This window comes from Clostridium saccharoperbutylacetonicum N1-4(HMT), from assembly GCF_000340885.1.
Classification (GTDB): Bacteria; Bacillota; Clostridia; order Clostridiales; family Clostridiaceae; genus Clostridium; species Clostridium saccharoperbutylacetonicum.
In genome coordinates this window covers 3,619,667-3,642,411 of record NC_020291.1, presented here as the reverse complement: position 1 = coordinate 3,642,411, position 22,745 = coordinate 3,619,667, and the positions used below count along the sequence as shown (strand labels likewise).

The 22,745-nt window shown below is 29.9% G+C and carries 16 protein-coding genes; 15 read left to right on the top strand and 1 reads right to left on the bottom strand.

From position 1 onward, the window contains the following. The first annotated feature begins 234 nt into the window (after positions 1-234). From CSPA_RS16220 to CSPA_RS16185, 8 genes are all read left to right on the top strand, one after another. Positions 235-1,683 (top strand): tagaturonate reductase, encoded by a 1,449-nt coding sequence (locus CSPA_RS16220; RefSeq protein ID WP_015393421.1) that lies wholly within the window; start codon positions 235-237, stop codon positions 1,681-1,683. Positions 1,684-1,953: 270 nt separating this feature from the next. After that, positions 1,954-3,441, top strand: a complete 1,488-nt coding sequence (locus CSPA_RS16215) for a UxaA family hydrolase (protein WP_015393420.1) — start codon at positions 1,954-1,956, stop codon at positions 3,439-3,441. A 383-nt stretch (positions 3,442-3,824) separates the two neighbouring features. Beyond that, the gene (locus CSPA_RS16210; RefSeq protein ID WP_015393419.1) at positions 3,825-4,910 is read left to right on the top strand and encodes a glycoside hydrolase family 88/105 protein; all 1,086 of its coding nucleotides are present in this window, start codon (positions 3,825-3,827) and stop codon (positions 4,908-4,910) included. A 342-nt stretch (positions 4,911-5,252) separates the two neighbouring features. Then, on the top strand, positions 5,253-6,794 hold the full coding sequence (locus tag CSPA_RS16205; RefSeq protein ID WP_015393418.1) for an MFS transporter: 1,542 nt from the start codon (positions 5,253-5,255) through the stop codon (positions 6,792-6,794). 162 nt (positions 6,795-6,956) lie between these two features. Further along, on the top strand, positions 6,957-8,477 hold the full coding sequence (locus CSPA_RS16200; RefSeq protein ID WP_015393417.1) for a glycoside hydrolase family 28 protein: 1,521 nt from the start codon (positions 6,957-6,959) through the stop codon (positions 8,475-8,477). 545 nt (positions 8,478-9,022) lie between these two features. Beyond that, a complete protein-coding gene (locus tag CSPA_RS16195) occupies positions 9,023-9,778 on the top strand; it encodes a DeoR/GlpR family DNA-binding transcription regulator (protein ID WP_015393416.1) in 756 nt (251 codons plus the stop codon). Continuing rightward, positions 9,771-10,676 (top strand): 1-phosphofructokinase, encoded by a 906-nt coding sequence (gene pfkB / locus CSPA_RS16190; RefSeq protein ID WP_015393415.1) that lies wholly within the window; start codon positions 9,771-9,773, stop codon positions 10,674-10,676. Before CSPA_RS16195 ends, pfkB begins: the two co-directional genes overlap by 8 nt. A gap of 244 nt (positions 10,677-10,920) precedes the next feature. After that, on the top strand, positions 10,921-12,846 hold the full coding sequence (locus CSPA_RS16185) for a PTS fructose transporter subunit IIABC (RefSeq protein ID WP_015393414.1): 1,926 nt from the start codon (positions 10,921-10,923) through the stop codon (positions 12,844-12,846). 132 nt (positions 12,847-12,978) lie between these two features. Here the strand turns inward: CSPA_RS16185 and CSPA_RS16180 are convergent, their stop codons facing one another. Further along, positions 12,979-13,374, bottom strand: coding sequence for an RrF2 family transcriptional regulator (locus tag CSPA_RS16180; protein ID WP_015393413.1), 396 nt, complete (start codon positions 13,372-13,374; stop codon positions 12,979-12,981). A 104-nt stretch (positions 13,375-13,478) separates the two neighbouring features. Here CSPA_RS16180 and CSPA_RS30795 point away from each other — a divergent pair, with 104 nt between their 5' ends. The 7 genes from CSPA_RS30795 to nifJ all read left to right on the top strand — a co-directional run bounded on the left by CSPA_RS30795 (position 13,479) and on the right by nifJ (position 22,636). Continuing rightward, positions 13,479-13,610 carry a hypothetical protein gene (locus CSPA_RS30795; RefSeq protein ID WP_017810545.1) on the top strand — a complete coding sequence of 44 codons (132 nt, stop codon included), beginning with the start codon at positions 13,479-13,481 and terminating at the stop codon, positions 13,608-13,610. Between the two features lie 289 nt (positions 13,611-13,899). After that, positions 13,900-14,652 carry a Fe-S cluster assembly ATPase SufC gene (sufC, locus tag CSPA_RS16175; RefSeq protein ID WP_015393412.1) on the top strand — a complete coding sequence of 251 codons (753 nt, stop codon included), beginning with the start codon at positions 13,900-13,902 and terminating at the stop codon, positions 14,650-14,652. Positions 14,653-14,667: 15 nt separating this feature from the next. Continuing rightward, positions 14,668-16,077: a Fe-S cluster assembly protein SufB gene (gene sufB, locus CSPA_RS16170; RefSeq protein WP_015393411.1), complete on the top strand. Its 1,410-nt coding sequence runs from the start codon at positions 14,668-14,670 to the stop codon at positions 16,075-16,077. Positions 16,078-16,086: 9 nt separating this feature from the next. Continuing rightward, positions 16,087-17,184, top strand: a complete 1,098-nt coding sequence (gene sufD, locus CSPA_RS16165; RefSeq protein WP_015393410.1) for a Fe-S cluster assembly protein SufD — start codon at positions 16,087-16,089, stop codon at positions 17,182-17,184. Next, positions 17,177-18,406, top strand: a complete 1,230-nt coding sequence (locus tag CSPA_RS16160; RefSeq protein ID WP_015393409.1) for a cysteine desulfurase — start codon at positions 17,177-17,179, stop codon at positions 18,404-18,406. The genes sufD and CSPA_RS16160 overlap by 8 nt, the downstream gene beginning before the upstream one ends. Positions 18,407-18,410: 4 nt before the next feature. Further along, positions 18,411-18,848, top strand: coding sequence for a Fe-S cluster assembly sulfur transfer protein SufU (gene sufU / locus CSPA_RS16155; protein ID WP_015393408.1), 438 nt, complete (start codon positions 18,411-18,413; stop codon positions 18,846-18,848). A 275-nt stretch (positions 18,849-19,123) separates the two neighbouring features. After that, the gene (gene nifJ / locus CSPA_RS16150) at positions 19,124-22,636 is read left to right on the top strand and encodes a pyruvate:ferredoxin (flavodoxin) oxidoreductase (protein ID WP_017810547.1); all 3,513 of its coding nucleotides are present in this window, start codon (positions 19,124-19,126) and stop codon (positions 22,634-22,636) included. Positions 22,637-22,745: the final 109 nt, after the last annotated feature.

The following is a 22,745-nucleotide window of genomic DNA, read 5'->3' as shown; positions in this document are numbered from 1 at the left end:
TTATTTGATATGATTTTAAAAGCTTAATTATATTAAGTGTATCCTATCTCTAAATACACTAATTAAGTAAAAGATAAATATGAAATTTATATTAACTATTTTGCAAATTTAGTTTTTTAAAAGTCAATGAACAATTGACAATGTATGATATTAAAGTTTGTTTATAAATATTTTGCATTGTGAATTGTGTATTGAAATAAAAATACCTAAATAGAATATTTGGAGGAAAGATCTATGAAGTTAAATAAGGAAACATATAAAGAGTTTAAAAGTTATCCTGAAAAAGTATTACAATTTGGAGAAGGAAATTTTCTAAGAGCCTTTGTTGATTGGCAAATAGATAAGATGAATGATGAAGCTGGTTTTAATGGAAGTGTAGTAGTAGTACAACCATTAGAAAATGGTTTAGTTGATATGTTAAATGATCAAGATGGATTATATACACTATATCTTCAAGGTATGCAAAATGGAAAAGCTGTAAGAACTCATAAGGTTATGAATAGTATAAGCAGAGGAATCAATCCATACAGAGATTATGAAGAATATTTAAAAGTTGGAGAAAATCCTGAATTAAGATTTATAGTTTCTAATACTACAGAAGCTGGAATAGCTTTTGAAGCTGATGATAAATTAGAAGGTGGATGCCAAAAAGGATATCCTGCAAAATTAACAGCACTTTTATATCGTAGATTTAAGGCATTTAATGGTGCAAGCGATAAAGGATTAATTATAATACCATGTGAACTTATCGATAGAAATGGTGAAAAATTAAAAGAAATAGTATTAAAATATGCTGAAGTATGGAATTTAGGACAAGAATTTGTTAATTGGATTAATGAAGCTAATACTTTCTGCTGCAGTTTAGTAGATAGAATTGTACCAGGATATCCAAGAGATACAATTGAAGAAGTTAGAAAAGAAATCGGTTATGATGATAATTTAGTAGATGTAGGTGAAATCTTCCACCTATGGGTAATTGAAGGACCACAATCAGTAAAAGATGAATTACCAATAGATAAAGCAGGATTAAACATCAAAGTTGTAGATGATATGACTCCATATAGAACTAGAAAAGTAAGAATACTTAATGGACCACATACAGCAATGGTACCAGTTGCATATCTTTATGGATTAGAAACTGTTGGAGAATCAGTAGATCACGAAGTAATAGGTAAATATGTTCATGAAGTAATTTATGATGAAATTATACCAACATTAGATCTTCCACACGATGAATTAGTTGAATTTGCAGATGCCATAATAGAAAGATTTAGAAATCCATATGTAAAACACTATTTAATGAGTATAGCATTAAACTCTATGTCAAAATATAAGACAAGAGATTTACCAAGCTTAACTGAATACTTAAAGAGAAAAGGTGAATTACCTAAGAAATTAGTATTCTCTATTGCTGCTTTAATAGAATTCTATAAAGGAAAAAGAGGAGACGAAGATATTCAACTTTCAGATGATGAAGATATTTTAGAATTATTTAAGAATCTATGGACAAACTGTGATGGAACAAGCGAAGGTTTAAAGAAGGTTGTGACAGGGGTTCTTGGATATGAAAAGAACTGGGGAAGCAACTTGAACGATGTTCCAGGATTAACTGATAAAGTATCTGGTTACTTAGAAATAATCGAAAAAGTTGGAATGAAAGAAGCTGTTAAAGAAGTTCTTTAATTTCTAATTCTTCAATGAGTTTTATTAAATTTCTATGCGATTTTATTATTTCATAAAATCGTATAGAAAATACTATAATTTGTTTAGCTGATGAAATATAGATAATTAAAATATTAATTCACAGTGCACAAATCACAATGCATAATACAGGAAAAAATCTAAAAGTTTTTCTAAGAAGAATTTTATCCTAAATTGTGAACTGTGAATTGTGCATTTTAGCGTGGAGTAGCCACGCTTTCTAAATAATAAATTGAAAGTAGGTAATGGTGCATGAAGGATTTTATTAAGATTAATGATAAAGATAATGTGGTTGTAGCACTTAGAGATATAAATAAAGGTGAAATTTTAGAATTAGATAATATAAAAATAGAAACTAAAGAAGAAGTTAAAAGAGGTCATAAAATAGCAATAGCTAACATTTCGAATGACGAAAATGTTATTAAGTATGGATATGCTATTGGACATGCTATAAAAGAAATTGAAGCTGGAGAATGGGTACATACTCATAATATTAAAACAAATTTAAATGGAATAAAAGATTATTCATTTAGTCAACAATTAAATGATGTATCTAGAGCTGATAGAAAACTTACATTTGATGGTTATGAAAGAGAAAATGGAACTGTAGGTATAAGAAATGAATTATGGATTGTTCCAACTGTTGGATGTGTAAATGGAATTGGAGAAAGAATTCTTGAAAAGTTTAAGTCTGAAGTTAATCCAGTAGGAATTGATGGCCTTGAAGTATTCAAACATAATTATGGTTGTTCACAATTAGGTGATGACCATGCAAATACAAGAACAATGCTTGGAAATTTAGTTAAGCATCCTAATGCTGGAGGAGTATTGGTTTTAGGACTTGGTTGCGAAAACAATACTATGAAAGAATTTATTGAATCATTAGGTGAATATGATAGTAAGAGAATTAAATTTTTAGTGGCTCAAGAAGTTTCAGATGAAATTGGAGAAGGGGCTAAAATATTAAAAGATCTTTATGAAAATATGAAAGATGATAAGAGAGTTCCTGTATCTATATCAAAATTAAAAGTTGGATTAAAATGTGGGGGCTCTGATGGGTTCTCAGGAATAACAGCTAATCCGCTTGTTGGAAGTTTTTCAGATTTCTTAGTATCTCAAGGTGGAACTACAATTCTTACTGAAGTTCCTGAAATGTTTGGTGCAGAAACTATATTGATGAATAGATGCTCAAATGATTCTGTATTTGATAAAACAGTACATTTAATTAATGACTTTAAGGAATACTTTATGTCATATAATCAACCAATATATGAAAACCCTTCACCAGGTAATAAAGCAGGAGGGATAACGACGCTTGAAGATAAATCATTAGGGTGTACACAAAAATCAGGAAATGCTACGGTTGTAGATGTGCTTAAATATGGAGAAACTTTAAGGACAAATGGATTAAATTTATTAAGTGGACCTGGTAATGATTTAGTTGCAGCCTCAGCACTAGCGGCAGCAGGATGCCATCTTGTATTATTTACTACAGGAAGAGGAACTCCGTTTGGAACTTTTGTTCCAACAATTAAAATATCTACAAATTCAGCTCTTTACAAATTAAAACCTCATTGGATGGATTTTAATGCAGGTTGCTTAGTTGAAGATAAAAATATGGATGAAGTGACAGAAGATTTATTACAATATATAATTGAAGTTTCTGGTGGGAAACTAGTTAATAATGAAATTAACAAGTTTAAAGAAATTTCAATTTTAAAGCAAGGTGTTACATTATAGAACATTCTTCTAAAGTTAAGTAATTTTAATATTCTATATTGCATTTATTCTAGGAAAATAATCTTAGGGATATAGATGCAATATAGAAATTAAAGTTGTTAAAAAAATAGCAAATGAGGATGTTTTTTTTATTAAAATACTTGTAATTGATTGCAAATCATTGTATAATAAATATGTAGTCAGCACACGTGTGCAAAACTCTTGTGAACGTGTGCAAAACAGTTCGATTTTATGTATGAATAAATCATTAATTTTTTTTGCTGGTATTGAACACGTGTGCATGATATAATTTAAAAGGATTTATTACAATATGGTTGAGTTGTTAAAAGGATGAACTTAATAATTTAATTATTAGTATTAGTTAATGTTTAGGAGGAAAATACATGAAAGATTATGCAAAATGGATGGCTGAATCTGTCATAATGAGAAAAACAGATCTAACTAGCTACTGGGCTTATGAATTCGGTTTGACGTTAGATGGAATTGCAGAAGTTTGGAAACAAACTAAGGATAGAAAGTATTTTGATTATTTGAAGGAATGTATGGATACTTTTGTTCAAGAAGATGGATCCATTAGAGGATACAGAGTTGATGAATATAACATTGACCATTTGAATAATGGTAAAATATTATTAACTATATATAAAGAAACTAAAGAAGAAAAATACAAGAAGGCATTACAATTATTAAGGTCACAAATTGATAAACATCCTAGAACTAGAGAAGGTGTTTTCTGGCATAAAGAAATCTATCCAGAACAAATTTGGCTAGACGGACTATATATGGGTGCAACTTTTTATGCAAAGTATGTAAACGAGTTCGGGAATGTTTCTGAATTTGATGATATTGCTAAACAATTCATTATTGCTAGAAATCATTTAATCGATGAAAAAACAGGTTTGTTATATCACGCTTATGATGATGCAAGAACTCAACTTTGGGCTAATAAAGAAACAGGTTTATCTGCACATTTTTGGAGTAGATCAATGGGGTGGTATGTTATGGCACTAGTTGATACTTTAGAAGAATTACCAGAGGATAATAAGTACAAACCAGAAATCCTTAGAATATTTAATGAATGTGTACAAGCACTAGTTAAAGTTGCAGATAAAGATAGTCATGTTTGGTATCAAGTATTAGATCAAGGTGATAGAAAAGGAAATTATTTAGAGGCTTCAGGTTCTTCAATGATAGCATATGCTATTTTTAAAGGTATAAGAAAGGGATATTTACCAGAAGAATTAAGAGAATTTGGTAAGTTATCTTATAAAGGATTAATTGACGAGTTTATACTTGAAACTAAAGAAGGTCTTATTAATTTGAATAAAATATGTTTTGTAGCAGGACTTGGTGGCAAGGACAATAGAGATGGTTCGTTTACTTATTATATAAGTGAACCAATAGTTTGTAATGAACCAAAAGGTTTAGGACCATTTATAATGGCAGCGGCAGAAGCTAACTTACTTTAAACTTAGTGATATATTACATCTTTTTGATGTGATATATCATAAAGCTCAATGTAAACGCTATTTTTCTGTTAATTATTAAAAAATGACAAATGAGAACTCTTGGGTGCTAATGATATAGTATTTGCTTTTATATAATTAAATTATGCCTGGTTTTTGTAATGAAATAATTAAAAACGGGCATTATACAATAATAATTTTTTAAGAGTCTTAAAAAAACGCATTATTATGTGAGACTATTTTTGCTTTTATTAGAAATCATAGAAATATTAAAATGAAAATCGAGTTAAAGTTTGTGTTATAGGTTTTCAAGAGTGCTCAAATTATATGAGGAGGAAAAAAACAATGAACGAAAAAATTAAATTAAGAAATATACTTGGTTATTCAAGTATAAACTTTTTAGGAAGTGGAGCCCAAGGGTTAATGTCAGCATGGTTGCTGTTATTTTACACTACTGTTTGCGGACTTGATCCAATAAAAGCATCATCTATCTTCACAATTGCAAGGCTTATCGATGCTGTTGGAAATCCAGTATTAGGATTTATAAGTGATGGTTTTGGTCAAACAAAGTTAGGTAGAAGATTTGGTAGAAGAAAACCTTTCATAGCATTAGGAATAGTTGGAATAGCTATTATATTCCCATGCTTATGGATAGCAGGTCAATCTTTTTCTTACTATTTCGCAGTTAATATGATATATGAAATAGCGTATACTTTAATATTTGTACCTGGAACTACTCTTCCAGCTGAAATGACTCAAAATGCTGCAGAAAAAGCAAAACTTATTGGTGGAAAACAATATTGTGGTACTTTATCAGGATTTATTTCAGGATTAATAACTGCATATATTTTTAGTACTTTTGGAAAGGCTACAGCTCAATCTTATTGGTATATAGGACTTTCTTGGGGAATTATAACCACAATAGCTTTACTATTCTTCTTGTTTAATGTATATGAAAGAGATCCTAAAACAGTAGTTTATGAAGATGCTGCAGGTTCACTTAGTGAAGTATTTAAGAAGCTTGGAGTTGATTTAGTTTCATGTATGAGACTTAAAGCATTTAGACTTCATAGCACTATGTGGTTTTTGGGTAGTGTTTACAAACAACTTCAAGGAGGAGTTCTTACTTTCTTTGCACTTTATGTTTTAACTTTAGACACTGTTAATGTATCAGCAGTAAATAGTGTCTCATCAGGAGTTTCACTTGTAGCTGTATTTATATATATAATACTTGCATACAAATTTGGTGGTCCAAAAACTTTCAAATTAGGTATTGGAATAATATTTGTATCACTTTTAGGTTATGTATATCTTGTATTTACAGGACATAACTCATTTACTTTCACTTTATTCTTTGTTTTCACAGTAGTTAATATCGTAGGTAAGGCTGCAGTTGACTATGTACCAACTTACCAAATGGGATTCGTTGCAGACATAGATGAAGCACTTACTTTAAAGAGAAGAGAAGGTATTTATAACGGTATAAATGGTTTGTTCGGAAAACTTGCAGCAGCAATAGAAACTAGTATACTTGGAATTGGTTTAGCGGCTTTTGGTTTTGTAAGCTCAAGTGCAAAAGATAAATTAGTACAACAACCACCTAGCGCAATAACAGGTATAGCAATAGTTACTATAGTTTTCCCAATAATATTACTTACAATAACATGGTTTGCAGCTTCAAGATATAAACTTACAAAAGAAACTCATAAGTTATTAGTTGATGAAGTAAATAGAATTAAAGCTGGTGGATCAATGGAAGATGTAACTCCAGAAGCTAAAGCAGCTGTTGAAGTTTTAACAGGCTGGCAGTATGAAAAATGTTTTGGAAACAATAATGTAGCATATACAAATAAAAGTGGTGGGTTTAATAATACTGCTTTAAATTAGTATAATATAACTAAATTTGTAAAAACCATGACAGTAATGCCATGGTTTTGCTTTGTAGAGAGCGCAGCATGAAAGTATTTTATTATGTTTAAAATAATTTAAATAAAAGTGGCGTGAAATTGGATTAAAATAAATATAATGATAAATTTGGGAGGAAAAATAATGTCTATATTAAAGTGGAATGAAGATTTATATAAAAAAATAGAAGATAAAGTAAATAAGAATATGCCTGTGCTAGAATTTAAGGTTAAATATGATATTTTAGATGAAAAATATTCACCTTTAGTTAAGGAAGTTGAAGAAGAATATTTCGTACATCCAGATGGACCTTATAATGGAACTAAGAGCGAAATGAAAAAAGATATAACTTATATCAGTAAATCTTTAATAAAGAAAAGTAGAAAAATAAAGTTTTATGGAGATGCAATACAAAAAGCAATAAATGAAGCATCCTTTAATGGAGGAGGAAAAGTTGTAATTAAGGGAAGTGACGATTCTCAAAATCCTAATGTGTATTATACGGGAGCAATATATATAAAAAGCAACATAGAATTACATATAGAAGAAAATGCTATACTAAAATTTGTTAGAAATAAAACGAATGAATTCTACCCATTAGTATATACAAGATGGGAAGGGATAGAAATGATGAATTTTTCTCCTTTCATTTATAGTTATGAAGAAAACAATATTGCTATAACTGGTAAGGGGATTTTAGATGGATGTGCAGATGAATTTAATTGGATGCCTTGGAAGTTTGGTTATTTTAACGAAGAAGATCAACAAATTCAAAGAGAAAGATTATTTAATATGGGACAAGAGGGTGTAGATGTCAGAAATGAAAGAATATTTAGTGATGATATTTCCACTATCAGGCCGCCATTTATTCAGCCGTATAAAACAAATAATATTTTAATTAGAGATATAACAATATTGAATTCACCTTTCTGGGAAGTAAATCCAGTATTATGTGAAAATATAAAGGTAAGTGGTATTAGAATAGATACAAATTTATATAATAATGATGGGGTAGATCCAGAGTCATGTAAAGATATGATAATAGAAAATTGCTATTTCTTAACTGGAGATGATTGTATTGCTATTAAATCAGGAAGAAATAATGAAGGAAGAAATATAGGAATTCCAACATCAAATATTATTATAAGAAATAATGAATTCAAAGATGGACATGGTGGAATAACAATAGGTAGTGAAATTTCTGGTGGAGTCAATAATATATTTGGACATGATAATTATTTTGATAGTGAAGAATTAGATTATCCAATAAGATTTAAGACAAATGCAGAAAGAGGCGGTTTGCTAGAAAATATTTATATTAAAAATAGTACTGTAAATAAATCAAAAGTCGCAGTTATTCATGCTGATTTCTTTTACGAAGAAGGTACAAATGGTAATCATAAGCCTATCTTAAGAAATATTGCTTTATCAAATATTAAAACTGTTGATGGTGGAAGTATAGATGCTAAAAATGCATTATATTTAAAGGGGTTTGAAGATGCCCCAATTGAAAATATATTAATAGAAGATGCTTTATTAAATGGTGTAAAAGGTGAAGCAGTTCTTCAAAATATTAAAAATCTTACATTTAGAAATGTATCTATTAATGGCAAAAAATTAGAAGATAAATCTATAAATATTGACAATAATTCGAAGATTGTTTAGTTAAAATAAAGCTACAAAAACATGAATATGATTTTTGTAGCTTTATTATTATGAGATTTATTATAGTGTTTGTTTTTGTGTAATGATATTATAATAGAAGTATTTTTATATGGGAAGTATCGCATTTGATTGTTTGAATAAAATCAATCACAAACAATCAAAAGTGATACTCTTTTTGTTTAATATTTTAATCTAATTTGAGCACTTAACTTAATAATAGTATAATCATTAATTGAAAAATAATTATTTTAAATAACTGTTAGTGAAAAATTATAGTATAATGAGAGATGGTATTTATAGACAACAGAAACACATTGTTAAAGAAAAAGAAAATAAGAACTCATAGATTTTTAAAATAAGAGTTGAGAAAGAGATTTTTAGGAGTATATTAAAAGATAAAACATCCAAAAACAGCCATGTATAACTAGTTAAAGAATTAAAAAGTCATTAATAATTAAAAAAAGTTAAAAATATGATTGTTTTTGAAAGAAAATGATTGATTTTTGTTTTAATATGAGTTATTATAATTATAAGGAGTGGTGATAATGTTTACAGAAGAAAGATATAATATCATTCTTCAAGAATTAAAAGTTAAAGGAATAGTATCTGTTACTGATTTAGTAAAATTATTGGATGCATCAGAATCAACAGTAAGAAGAGATTTAAACTCACTTGATAGTGAAGGTCTTCTTAAAAAAATTCATGGTGGTGCAATTTCAATTGATGAAAGTGCTTCCAAATATGACTATAAAGTTAATATAAGACAATCTTTAAATGTTGATGAAAAATCAGAAATAGCAAAATATGCAGCTTCTTTAATTGAAGAAGGGGATGTTATTTATTTAGACGCAGGTACTACTACAGAGCTTGTAATTGATTTTATAAGTACAAATAATATTACTGCTGTAACAAATGGAATAGTTCATGCAAAGAAACTTTTGGAAAGGGGGATTAAAACTTTTATAGTCGGGGGAGAGTTAAAAGCTATTACTGAAGCTATAGTAGGTACAACCGCTGTTGAAGAATTAAAAAAATATAATTTTACAAAAGGCTTCTTTGGTGTTAACGGAATAAGTAATCAAGGAGGGTTTACAACCCCAGATGTAAATGAAGCAATGGTCAAAGAACAAGCTATGAAGATGTGTAAAGAATCTTTTGTTTTAGCAGATCATTCAAAATTAGAAAAAGTTAGTTTTATAACTTTTGGTGCAATATCTGATTCGAAAATTATAACTTTTAGAATAGATGGTAAAAATATTAGTTATGATACTAATGTAATAGAGGTGATAAAAATTGATTAATACTATAACACTCAATCCTTCATTAGATTATATTGTTAAGGTCGATTCCTTTAAAGTGGATAAATTAAACAGAACTGAAGAAGAACAAATTTATGCAGGTGGAAAAGGAATTAATGTATCGATAGTTTTAACTAATCTAGGAGTGGAAAATAAAGCTTTAGGCTATGTAGCAGGTTTTACTGGAGATGAGATATTAAGACAAGTAAAAAATCATGACGTAGATTGTGATTTTATCAAACTTGAAAATGGAATTTCTAGAATTAATGTAAAACTTAAAAGTGATGGAGAAACAGAGATAAATGGATCTGGTCCTGAAATTACTGAAGATAATTTAAAAGCATTATTTGAAAAATTATCTCATTTAGAAAAAGGTGACTATTTAGTTTTATCAGGAAGTATCCCGGGTAGTGTACCTGATGATATTTATGAAAAGATAATGAGCAGACTTTTAGAAAAAGGCGTTGAATTTGTAGTTGATGCTACAAAAGATTTGTTATTAAAGGTTTTAAAGTACAAACCATTTTTTATTAAACCAAATCACCATGAACTGGCAGAAATGTTTAATGTTACGCTTGAAAGTGATGACGACATAATAAAATATGGTAAGAAGCTTCAAGAAATGGGAGCTAAAAATGTACTTATTTCAATGGCTGGTGATGGAGCAATCTTATTACCTGAGAATGGGAATCCTATAAAAAGAGAAGTTCCTAAAGGAACATTAAAGAATTCAGTTGGAGCAGGAGATTCTATGGTTGCAGGTTTTATATGCGGATATCTTAAAAATAACGATATAAATGAAGCCTTTAAGATGGGAATTGCTACAGGTAGTGCAAGTGCATTTTCTGATGAACTAGCAACTAAAGAACAAGTAAATGATTTGTTAAAGCAAATGAAATAATAAATTATTTAGCAAATTGATATTTAATATATGTTGTAGTTACAAAATTTAATTAAATTAAGCTACATTTTAATCATTATATTGATTAATGTAATATTAGATGCAACATATATTAAATTGTTTAATAAATACTTATTAAATGAAAACTATGAAACAATATAACTGTAATCGTTAATACTAAAAGGTATTATAACTTTTTATTTATTATATTGAAATTATATTTTATTTTGAGGAGGATCAAAGTATGAGAATCGTAGATTTATTACACAAAGAAGGAATAAATTTAGATTTTAATCCTAGTACTAAAGAACAATGTATTAATGAATTAGTTGACCTAATGGATAAGACAGGAAATTTAAATGATAAACAAGAATATAAAAAAGCAATATTAGCTAGAGAAGAATTAAGTACAACAGGAATAGGGGATGGAATTGCAATTCCTCACGGCAAAACAAAAGCTGTTAAAAATGCTTCACTAGCAGCAGCTATATGTAAAAATGGTGTTGATTATGATTCTTTAGATGGACAGCCTGCAAACCTTTTCTTCATGATTGCAGTTCCAGATAATAATGATAATTTACACTTAGAAGTATTAGCAAGACTATCAACTATATTGATGGATGAAACATTTAGAAGCAATTTAATTAATTGTTCAGACAAAGATGAATTTCTAAAATTAATTGATAAAAAAGAAAATGAAAAGTTCCCAGATGAAGTGAAAGGAGAGAATACTATGAGTGATAAAGGTTATAAAATATTGGCAGTAACTGCTTGCCCAACAGGTATTGCACATACATATATGGCAGCTGAAAGCTTGGAAAATAAAGCTAAAGAATTAGGCGTATCAATTAAAGTTGAAACAAATGGTTCTGGAGGAGCTAAAAATGTATTAACTAAAGAAGAAATCGCTAATGCTGATTGTATAATCATTGCAGCTGACAAAAATGTTGAAATGGCGAGATTTGATGGTAAAAAACTTATTAAGACAACAGTTGCTAATGGTATTCACAAAGCTAAAGATTTAATTAATCAAGCTACAAGCGGAAATGCTTCTGTTTACCATCACGATGGTAAAGGAGAAGAAGGAAGTGTAGATATAGGAAATGAATCAGTAGGACGTCAAATATACAAACACCTTATGAATGGCGTATCGCATATGTTACCATTTGTTATAGGTGGTGGTATACTTATAGCTTTAGCATTCCTTTTTGATACATTTAATCCTGCTAATCCTAGTGGATTTGGTTCAGGAACACCACTTGCAGCTGTACTAATGAAAATTGGTGGTACTGCATTTGGATTTATGTTACCAGTTCTTGCTGGATTTATAGCAATGAGCATTGGAGACAGACCAGCCCTTGCTGTAGGTTTTGTTGGTGGTGCTTTAGCTAATGCCGGTATTACTTTTGCAAGTGCATTTGATCCAAAGGCACCAGCAGTTAGTTCAGGTTTCTTAGGAGCATTACTTGCAGGTTTTATTGCTGGATATTTAGTTAATGCATTAAAGAAGATATTTGCAGGTTTACCAAGAAGTTTAGAAGGTATTAAGCCAGTATTATTATATCCTTTAATTGGAACATTCTTAATTGGTGTAATAATTTTATTCATAAATCCAGTAATGGGTGTAATTAACACATCTATCAGTGGAGCACTTGGTTCAATGGGTGGTACTAGTAAGATTCTTTTAGGTATTGTATTAGGTGGTATGATGTCAGTTGATATGGGTGGACCAGTTAACAAAGCAGCTTATCTTTTCGGTACAGCATCACTTGCTAGTGGAAACTTTGATATAATGGCAGCTGTTATGGCTGGTGGTATGGTTCCACCACTTGTAATTGCAATTTGTACTACAGTTTTCAGAAACAAATTTACTGAAAAAGACAGGCAAGCAGGACTAGTAAACTATATAATGGGTCTTTCATTTATCTCAGAAGGTGCAATACCTTTTGCAGCAGCAGATCCAATAAGAGTATTACCATCTTGTATAATTGGTTCAGCTGTAGCAGGGGCACTTTCAATGGCATTTGGATGTGCATTAAGAGCACCTCATGGTGGAATCTTTGTAATTGCTATAGTATCTAATCCAATTTCATATCTTATAGCAATACTTGTAGGTTCTGTAGTTGGTGCAGTAATATTAGGTATATTAAAGAAACCAGTAGAACAATAGAAAATATAAGATAAAGATTAATTTAGACATAATAAAAGGTATTCTATCAAGAACATTGATAGAATACCTTTTTTGTGTATACAAATCATTCATTATTCATCATTCACAAAAATGTGCTATAGTTGCCTCAAATTAAATAATATCTTGTAACGTATATTTACTAATTTCATCAATAAAGGACTTAATTGAAGAGTGGAGTATATGTTTCAACTTACATTTAGATGATGGAGCACAAGAATCCTTTCCACTTGAAAAACATTCGTCGAGATTTATACTATCTTCAGTAATGATTAAGATGTTACCAAGATTAATATCTTTAGGAGGCATTCCAAGTTTTAATCCACCATTTCTTCCTTTAGTGGATATTACATATTCAGTTTTACCTAATCTATGGACTATTTTTTTTAAATGATGCTCTGATATTTCAAGTTTTGATGCCAATTCTTCTACAGTACATATTTTATCTTGGTTTTTAGCCAAATATATTAAAATTCTAAAAGCATAATCTGAAAACTTAGATAAGTTCATATTTTCTCATCCTTTCTGTATATAGGTGATATGGAAGAATTACCGAAATCAAATACAGTTGTCTTCTGCAGGACTAGTGAAATTTTCGCTGGTAGGTTCTAAATGTGGGCTTGTCGTCATTTCAGCGTGTTCCAGATGTAAAATCTGGACAAGCTAAAAATGAAACAAGCTCCCATTTAGAAACTTCATCAGCTCAATTTCACATGCCTGCTCCAGAAAATGCATCTGATTTCTAGTGTAGTGTTGTTAATAAAAGATTTATACATATCTAAATTTAATTACTAAATAAGGTTATCGTAAGTGAATAACTATATTATAACTGAAAATAAGAAAAAGTAAATTGGTGAAAAATAAAATGTGTATTTGTATTGCACATTAAAAAATCTTGTGCTAATATAAAAGTGTATTTAAAATGCACTTTTTAAATTATACATATTAAGAAATTATAAATAGTTACATTTTGGAGATTGTAATATAATTTTTAGAAAATAATTAATTAAATATTAGTAGAATAGGAGAATTGTTATGAATAATAGTTTGTTAAAAGTATGTGATTTAAGAATTGAAGCAGATAATAAAGAAATCTTAAAAGGATTAAATTTAGAAATAAATAAAGGTGAAATTCATGTTATTATGGGGCCAAATGGAGCAGGAAAATCTACCCTAGCAAATGCTCTTTTAAATAACCCCAAATATAAAAGATTAAGTGGAAATATAGAGTTTGAAGAAGAAAACATAAATGAATTAAAAACCGATGAAAGAGCAAAAAAGGGATTGTTTTTATCTTTTCAATATCCTGAAGAGATTCCAGGAATAACAGTAGAGAATTTTTTAAAGTATGCAAAGAGATCTTCAGATGGAAATATGCTTAAACATTTTAAATTCAATATAGATTTACAAAATAATATGAAAGAATTAAAAATCGATGAAAGCTATGCAAGCAGATATTTAAATGTTGGATTTTCAGGTGGAGAAAAGAAGAAAAATGAAATACTTCAAATGTTAACTTTAAATCCTAAACTAGCAATTTTAGATGAATCTGATTCAGGATTAGATGTTGATGCTATAAGAATTGTTTCTAAAGGGATTAAGATGTTTTCAAATGAAGATAATGGAGTTTTAATCATAACTCATAATACAAAAATATTAGAAAATTTAAATCCTGATTATGTTCATGTTTTAGTTGATGGGAAAATAGTTAAAACTGGAGATAGAAGTTTAGCACAAACTATTGAAGAAAATGGGTATGAAGCTTTTAAAGAAAATGTAGCAATATAAAGGTGGTGAATTAAGATGGAAAGCAAGAAGAAAACTTATATAAAGGAAATGGATAGAGGAATCTATGATGTTAAAAACGAAGATAGTTTTAGTTTTAAATCTGAAAAGGGATTAACAAGGGATATAATTGAAACTATTTCAGAGGAAAAAAATGAAGCCAAATGGATGAGAGACTTTAGATTAAAAGCTCTAGAAACATATAATAAATTAAACTTACCAACTTGGGGACCATCCTTAGAAGCTTTAGATATGGATAACATTGTAACTTATGTAAGACCAAAGAGCAATTTAGTAGGTTCTTGGGATGAAGTACCTGAAGATATTAAGAAAACCTTTGATTTACTTGGAATTCCAGAAGCTGAAAAGAAATCTCTTGCTGGAGTTGGAGCGCAATATGATTCTGAAGTTGTTTATCATAGTATTAAAGAAGATTTAGTAAAACAAGGTGTTATTTATACTGACATGGAGACTGCTTTAAGAGAACATGAGGATTTAGTTAAGGAATATTTTATGAAGTGTGTTACACCAAATGATCATAAATTTGTTGCACTTCATGGAGCAGTTTGGTCAGGGGGATCATTTGTGTATGTTCCTAAAGGTGTTAATGTTGACATACCACTTCAATCTTATTTTAGATTAAATTCACCTGGAGCAGGACAATTTGAACATACATTAATAATAGTAGATGAAGGAGCAAAACTTCATTTTATAGAAGGCTGTTCAGCTCCTAAATATAGTGTTACTAATTTACATGCTGGCTGCGTTGAGCTTTATGTAAAAGAAGGTGCAACTCTTAGATATAGTACTATAGAAAATTGGTCCAAGAATATGCTTAACTTAAATACTAAGAGAGCAATAGTTGAAAAAAATGCAACAATAGAATGGGTATCAGGTTCCTTTGGATCACAAATATCAATGCTATATCCTATGAGCATTTTAAAGGGAGAAGGAGCAAGAGCAGAATTTACAGGAGTATCTTTTGCAGGTAAGGGACAAAACTTAGATACTGGGGCAAAGGTTATACACGCTGCACCAAACACTTCTTCAACTATAAACTCAAAATCAATATCAAGAAATGGTGGAAAAGCTACTTATAGAGGGGTATTAAAAGTTACCGAAAATGCTTATAATTCAAAATCTATAGTATCTTGTGAATCTCTAATGTTAGATAATAAATCAAAATCTGATACAATTCCAGTAATAGATTTATTAAATGATGATGTTGAAATTGGCCATGAAGCAAAAATTGGTAAGATAAGTGATGAATCTATATTCTATCTTATGACTAGAGGAATAAGTGAAGATGAAGCAAAATCAATGATAGTAAGAGGTTTTGTAGAGCCTATATCAAAAGAATTACCATTAGAATATGCAGTCGAAATGAATAATTTAATAAACATAGAATTAGAAGGAAGCATAGGGTAGGTGAATGAAATGAAGGCTATACAATTTAATAATTTAAATAAAACTCCAATAAGAACAAAAAGCTGGGTGAATATTAATGATATAAGCCTTGGAGAATTAAATATTGGAGATCTTAGAAACTTTGACAATGTAAAAATTAAATGTAGTGATGATGTTGATATTCAAAAATTAGCAAAGGATAAGATATTTCCATTATATAAAAAATTTCAATATGGAGTTAGTGAAGAGCTTATAAAGCAAGGCAAAGAAGATTTTGATCATGGATATTTAATAACAATAGGAAAAGATCAAATAATTGATGAACCAATAGTAATAGAGTTTGATTTTGATAAAGATAATAGTACCCTTGTAGATAATTTAATTATAATTGGTGAAGAAAATTCAAAGGCTTCAATTATAGTAAAATATAAATCTTTAGATGATTCAACTGGTTATCATAATGGAATTTGTACGGTATTTTCAAAGAAAGACAGTGAAATAAAATTAACTAAGGTGAATTTCTTAAATGATAATATAGCCCATTTTGATTCCAATGTTTCTGACGTTGAAGAAGATGGAAGAGTTGATTTTATAACAATAGATCTTGGTGGAAAATACAGTGTTTATAATTATCATGGAGACTTAATTGGCGATAAAGCAACTTCAAATGTAAATTCAATATATTTAGGAAGTAAAAAGAAACTTATCGATATTAATTACATCATTGCGCATAAGGGTAAAATGAGTAATTCTAATATAAATGTAAAAGGAGCTCTTCAAGGGGAAGCTAAAAAGGCATTTAAAGGAACTTTAGATTTTAAGACAGGTGCATCTAAGAGTGTTGGCGCAGAAGATGAATATTGTATGTTACTTTCAAAGAAAGCGAGAGCAAAAGCAATGCCAATATTACTTTGTTCAGAAGATGATGTATCAGGAGAACATGCTGCTTCGTCAGGAAGAATTGATGAAAACAAATTATTTTATTTGATGTCTAGAGGGTTAAGTTATGATGAAGCTAAAATTATAATTGTTAGAGCAGCTTTTAATCCAATAATAGACTCTATTGGTCATGAAAGTATCATAGAAGAAATATTAGAAAATGTAGACAGGGGATTGAAAAATGAATAATGTAGATTTTTTGAAAGATTTCCCTATTTTAAAAGCTGATGAAAAAGGGGAAAGATTAGTTTATTTAGATAGTGGTGCAACAACTCAAAAGCCAATTAAAGTTTTAGATGCAATTGAAAATTACTATAAGTTAAATAATGCAAATCCTCATAGAGGTGCTTATAAATTAAGTATAGATGCAACTCAAGCTTATGATGATGCTAGAGAAAAAGTAATAAAATTTATTGATGCAGAATTTTCAAAAGAAGTAATTTTTACTAAAAATGCAACAGAAGGCTTTAATCTTATTGCTTCTTCTTATGGAATGAATAATATTGATGAAGGTGATGAAATTGTTATTTCAATTGCTGAACATCATTCAAATCTTATTCCATGGCAGATTGTAGCAAGTGCAAAAAAAGCAACTTTAAAATATATGTATGTAAATGAAAATGGAGAAATTCCAGAAGAAGAAATAAAAACTAAGATAACTGAAAAGACGAAAATCGTTAGTATTACTCAAGTTTCTAATGCACTTGGGACTATAAATCCAGTTAAAGAAATTATAGACTTTGCTCATTCAAAAGGTGCTATAGTAATAGTTGATGGAGCTCAAAGTGTACCACATATGAAGGTAAGTGTTAGAGACTTAGATTCAGATTTTTTAGTTTTTTCAGGGCACAAGCTTTTAGGGCCAATGGGAATAGGCGTAGTTTACGGAAAGAAAGAGCTACTAGAAAATATGCCTCCATATATAGTTGGTGGAGATATGATCGAATATGTTTATGAGCAAGAAGCAACTTTTGCTGAATTACCATCAAGATTTGAAGGTGGAACACAAAATGTAGAAGGAGCTGTTGGTCTTGGAGCAGCAATTGATTATTTAGAAAATATAGGTATGGAAAAGATAGACGAAATTGAAAAAGAACTTATAGGTTATGCTTTAAATGAATTTGAAAAGCTTCCCTATATAAAGATTTATGGACCTAAAGATTTAAACCATAGAGGTGGGATAATTTCATTTGACATAGAAGGAGTTCATCCACATGATGTTGCTTCTGTTTTTGATTCTCATAAAGTTGCAATAAGGTCAGGAAATCATTGTGCTCAGCCTCTTATGAGATATATGGGTATAAATGCAACTTGTAGAGCAAGTTTTTACTTTTACAATACAAAAGAAGATGTAGATAAATTAATTGAAGCAACAAAGAAAACATATGAAATGTTTTCGAAATGGAGGTAATAGGATGGATTTAAATGCAATTTATACAGAATTGATTATGGAACACAGTACTTCAAAGCATAATAAAAGAAGCTTAGAAAATCCTGATATTAAGGAAAAGGGACATAATCCAAGCTGTGGAGATGAAATAACATTAGAGCTTAAATTGAACAATGATTCTATTGAAGATTTGGCATTCACAGGACAAGGGTGTGCTATATCTCAAGCCTCAACATCAATAATGATAGATTTAATAAAAGGCAAAAAAATTTATGAAGCCTTAATGCTTACTGAAACTTTTATTGGAATGATAAAAAGAGAAATTAAAGATGATGAAGAACTATATGCATTAGAAGATGCAATGGCTTTTAAAAATATTTCGAATATGCCTGCAAGAGTAAAATGTGCAGTTTTAGCTTGGCATACATTAAAAGAAGCACTAGAAAAAAAGCAAGGATCGTAAAGAAAAATTTTATTAGATAATTTTAGTATAAGCAGGTATAGCAAGGTGAAGATTTTGTTATACCTGCTTTTCAATGGTCAATTATCATTGAAAATTAATTTTATTTGGAAAACTTTATGATTTGAATAATCTTTTTGCAACGTATATATTTGTCTATAAAAAGTTTAAATTCAAACTATTTTTCACATAGTTTTCAGTAATATGAATAACAAAAAAGCTCATAGCAAATAATAAAAAAATAATGATGAATATAAAAATGAAATGAGGTAAATATGATGAGAAAAATGAAAACTATGGATGGTAATACAGCTGCTGCATATATATCTTATGCATTCTCTGAAGTAGCAGTAATTTTCCCGATAACACCATCATCACCTATGGCAGAGCATGTTGATGAATGGGCTTCCCAAGGGAAAAGAAATATTTTCGGTCAACCACTAAAAGTCGTTGAAATGCAATCTGAAGCTGGTGCAGCAGGTGCACTGCACGGATCACTTCAAGCAGGAGCGTTGACAACTACGTATACAGCGTCACAAGGATTATTATTAATGATTCCTAACATGTATAAAATAGCAGGTGAATTACTTCCTTGTGTAATACATGTTGCAGCAAGAGCTTTAGCCACATCAGCCTTAAGTATATTTGGTGATCATCAAGATGTTATGGCAGCAAGGCAAACTGGTTTTGCAATGCTTGCAGAAGGTTCTGTTCAAGAAGTAATGGATTTAAGTGGAGTTGCCCACTTAGCTACATTAAAAACAAGAATGCCTTTCATGAATTTTTTTGATGGATTTAGAACTTCTCATGAAATACAAAAAATAGAAGTACTAGAGCAAGAAGAGCTTGCTAAACTAGTTGATTATAAAGCTATCGATGATTTTAGAAAAAGAGCCTTAAATCCTGATCACCCTGTTACAAGGGGAACCGCTCAAAATCCAGATATTTATTTTCAAGCTAGAGAAGCCGTAAATCAGTATTATGATAATATTCCAGATATTGTCGAAGAATATATGAGCAAAATAACAAATTTAACAGGCAGAAGTTATCATTGCTTTGATTATTATGGGGCTGCTGATGCGGATAGGATCATAATTTCAATGGGTGCTGTCAACGATGTTGTTGAGGAAACTGTAGATTATTTAAATGCTAATAAGCAAAAAGTAGGATTAGTGAAAGTAAGATTATATAGACCATTTTCTATTGAAAGATTATTAAAGGTCATTCCTAAAACTGTAACTAAAATTGCAGTTTTAGATAGAACAAAAGAACCAGGTTCAGTAGGTGAACCTTTATATTTGGATGTTGTAAGAAGTTTCTTTGGTAAAGGAAATGCTCCAACTATTGTAGGTGGAAGATTTGGTCTTGGATCAAAGGATCCAACTCCAGCACACATTGCTGCTGTGTTTGATAATTTGATTTTAGATGAACCTAAGAATAATTTTACAATTGGAATAATTGATGACATTTCAAATTTGTCACTTAAACCTCTTGAAGAAATAGATGCTACACCAGAAGGAATTACATCCTGTAAGTTCTGGGGATTAGGATCAGATGGCACAGTTGGAGCAAACAAGAGTGCTATTAAGATTATTGGAGATTATACTAATATGTATGCACAAGGATATTTTGATTATGATTCTAGAAAATCAGGTGGTATAACAGTATCACATTTAAGATTTGGAGATAAGCCAATTAGGTCAAGATATTTAATTGATAGGGCAGATTTTATTGCTTGTCATAATCAATCCTACGTATATAAATATCATGTAGTTAGAGGTTTAAAGAAAAATGGAAAGTTCTTATTAAACACAATTTGGACTCCAGAAGAATTAGAAGAAAAACTACCAGCAGCAGTTAAAAGATACATTGCACAAAATAAAATAGAATTTTATATAATTAATGCTGTAAAAATTGCACAGGATATTGGACTTGGTGGTAGGATAAATATGATAATGCAGGCTGCGTTCTTTAAAATAGCCAATATAATCCCAGTAGAAGATGCAGTTAAATATTTAAAAGATGCAGTAGTTACATCCTATGGTACCAAAGGCGAAAAAATTGTTAATGCAAATCATGCAGCTATTGATGAAGGAGTTAAAGGAATAATTAAAATTAAAGTTCCACTTGATTGGAGTAACACTCAAGATGATAAACTTGATCACGATGAAGATTTTCCAGAATTTATAAAAGAAGTAACAAGGCCAATGAATAGAGTAGAAGGAGATGCATTAACTGTTTCAACAATTATTAATGCCGGAATACACGATGGTACCTTTATGCATGGAACAACATCTTATGAAAAAAGAGGAATAGCTGTGAACGTTCCTGAATGGATACCAGAAAATTGTATTCAATGTAATCAATGTTCTTTTATATGTCCACATGCTACAATTAGAGCATTTTTATTAAATGAAGATGAAAAAAATAAGGCTCCAGAAAGTGTTAAATTACTTGAAGCTAAAGCACTCAAGAGTGATGAAAAGCTATATTTTTCAATTGGTGTTACTCCACTCGACTGTACTGGATGTGGTAATTGTGCACAAGTATGTCCAGCGCCAGGTAAAGCATTGGTAATGAAATCTCAAGATAGTCAACATGAACAAATAGAAGCTTGGAATTATACTGTGGAAAAAGTTGCAAGAAAAAATCCAATGGATAAGTATACACTTAAAGGAAGTCAATTTGAAAGGCCATTGCTCGAATATAATGGAGCATGTGCAGGTTGTGGCGAAACACCTTATGCGAGATTAATTACTCAATTATTTGGTGATAGAATGATGATTGCAAATGCAACAGGATGCTCTTCTATTTGGGCAGCTGGAGCACCAGCTATGGCATATACAATTAATCAACAGGGACATGGACCAGCATGGGCAAATTCATTATTTGAAGATAATGCTGAATTTGGATATGGAATGTATTTAGGAGTAAAGACTATAAGAGAGAGAATTGCAAACAATATGGCAATTGCTTTACAAGGAGAATTATCTGAAAATACTAAAGAAGTGCTTAAGGATTGGCTAGATAATAAAGATGTTGGGGATGGTTCAAGGAATAGGGCAAAAAGGTTAATTGAAGTACTTGAAAATGAAAATAGTGAAATTGCAAAAGAAATATTGAAGGATAAAGAATATTTTGTAAAAAGATCACAATGGATATTTGGTGGAGATGGTTGGGCCTATGATATTGGATATGGAGGTCTTGATCAAGTTTTGGCAAGTAATGAAAATGTTAATGTACTAGTATTTGACACAGAAATATATTCTAATACAGGAGGTCAATCTTCAAAATCAACTCCAACTGCTGCAATAGCTAAATTTGCAGCATCAGGAAAGCGAACAAAGAAAAAGGATTTAGGAAGAATGGCTATGACTTATGGATATGTATATGTGGCTCAAGTCTGTATGGGAGCAGATAAGAATCAAACAATTAAGGCAATTAAAGAGGCAGAAGCATATGATGGACCATCGCTTATAATTGCTTATTCAACTTGTATAAGTCATGGAATAAAAGTTGGAATGGCAAATTCTCAAGCAGAAGAAAAAAAGGCAGTAGATTGTGGATATTGGCAGCTTTATAGATATAACCCAGCCTTGAAAGGTGAGAAAAATCCATTTATATTAGATTCTAAAGATCCAAAAGAAAGTTTTAAAGATTTCTTGATGGGTGAAGTTAGATATGCATCACTTGCAAAGGCATTCCCAGAAGAAGCAGAACAATTATTTGCTAAAACAGAGCAGGATGCAATGGAGAGATTATCAATTTATAAAAAACTTGCTAGTGAATAATAATAAAAGAATTAATTAAAATCAGAAATATTTTATAGTGATACTTGCTTATAAAACTATTAGCATTTTAGCACTTGTAAATATTTCTGATTTATTTATTATGATTAAT

Excerpts from the sequence above, each read along its gene's own strand:
- CSPA_RS16200 (WP_015393417.1), top strand. The coding sequence starts at position 6,957 with ATGTCTATATTAAAGTGGAATGAAGATTTATATAAAAAAATAGAAGAT.
- sufB (WP_015393411.1), top strand. The coding sequence starts at position 14,668 with ATGGAAAGCAAGAAGAAAACTTATATAAAGGAAATGGATAGAGGAATC.
- nifJ (WP_017810547.1), top strand. The coding sequence starts at position 19,124 with ATGAGAAAAATGAAAACTATGGATGGTAATACAGCTGCTGCATATATA.
- CSPA_RS16160 (WP_015393409.1), top strand. The coding sequence starts at position 17,177 with ATGAATAATGTAGATTTTTTGAAAGATTTCCCTATTTTAAAAGCTGAT.
- sufD (WP_015393410.1), top strand. The coding sequence starts at position 16,087 with ATGAAGGCTATACAATTTAATAATTTAAATAAAACTCCAATAAGAACA.
- CSPA_RS16185 (WP_015393414.1), top strand. The coding sequence starts at position 10,921 with ATGAGAATCGTAGATTTATTACACAAAGAAGGAATAAATTTAGATTTT.
- CSPA_RS16205 (WP_015393418.1), top strand. The coding sequence starts at position 5,253 with ATGAACGAAAAAATTAAATTAAGAAATATACTTGGTTATTCAAGTATA.
- CSPA_RS16195 (WP_015393416.1), top strand. The coding sequence starts at position 9,023 with ATGTTTACAGAAGAAAGATATAATATCATTCTTCAAGAATTAAAAGTT.
- CSPA_RS16210 (WP_015393419.1), top strand. The coding sequence starts at position 3,825 with ATGAAAGATTATGCAAAATGGATGGCTGAATCTGTCATAATGAGAAAA.
- CSPA_RS16215 (WP_015393420.1), top strand. The coding sequence starts at position 1,954 with ATGAAGGATTTTATTAAGATTAATGATAAAGATAATGTGGTTGTAGCA.
- CSPA_RS16220 (WP_015393421.1), top strand. The coding sequence starts at position 235 with ATGAAGTTAAATAAGGAAACATATAAAGAGTTTAAAAGTTATCCTGAA.
- sufU (WP_015393408.1), top strand. The coding sequence starts at position 18,411 with ATGGATTTAAATGCAATTTATACAGAATTGATTATGGAACACAGTACT.
- CSPA_RS16180 (WP_015393413.1), bottom strand. The coding sequence starts at position 13,374 with ATGAACTTATCTAAGTTTTCAGATTATGCTTTTAGAATTTTAATATAT.
- sufC (WP_015393412.1), top strand. The coding sequence starts at position 13,900 with ATGAATAATAGTTTGTTAAAAGTATGTGATTTAAGAATTGAAGCAGAT.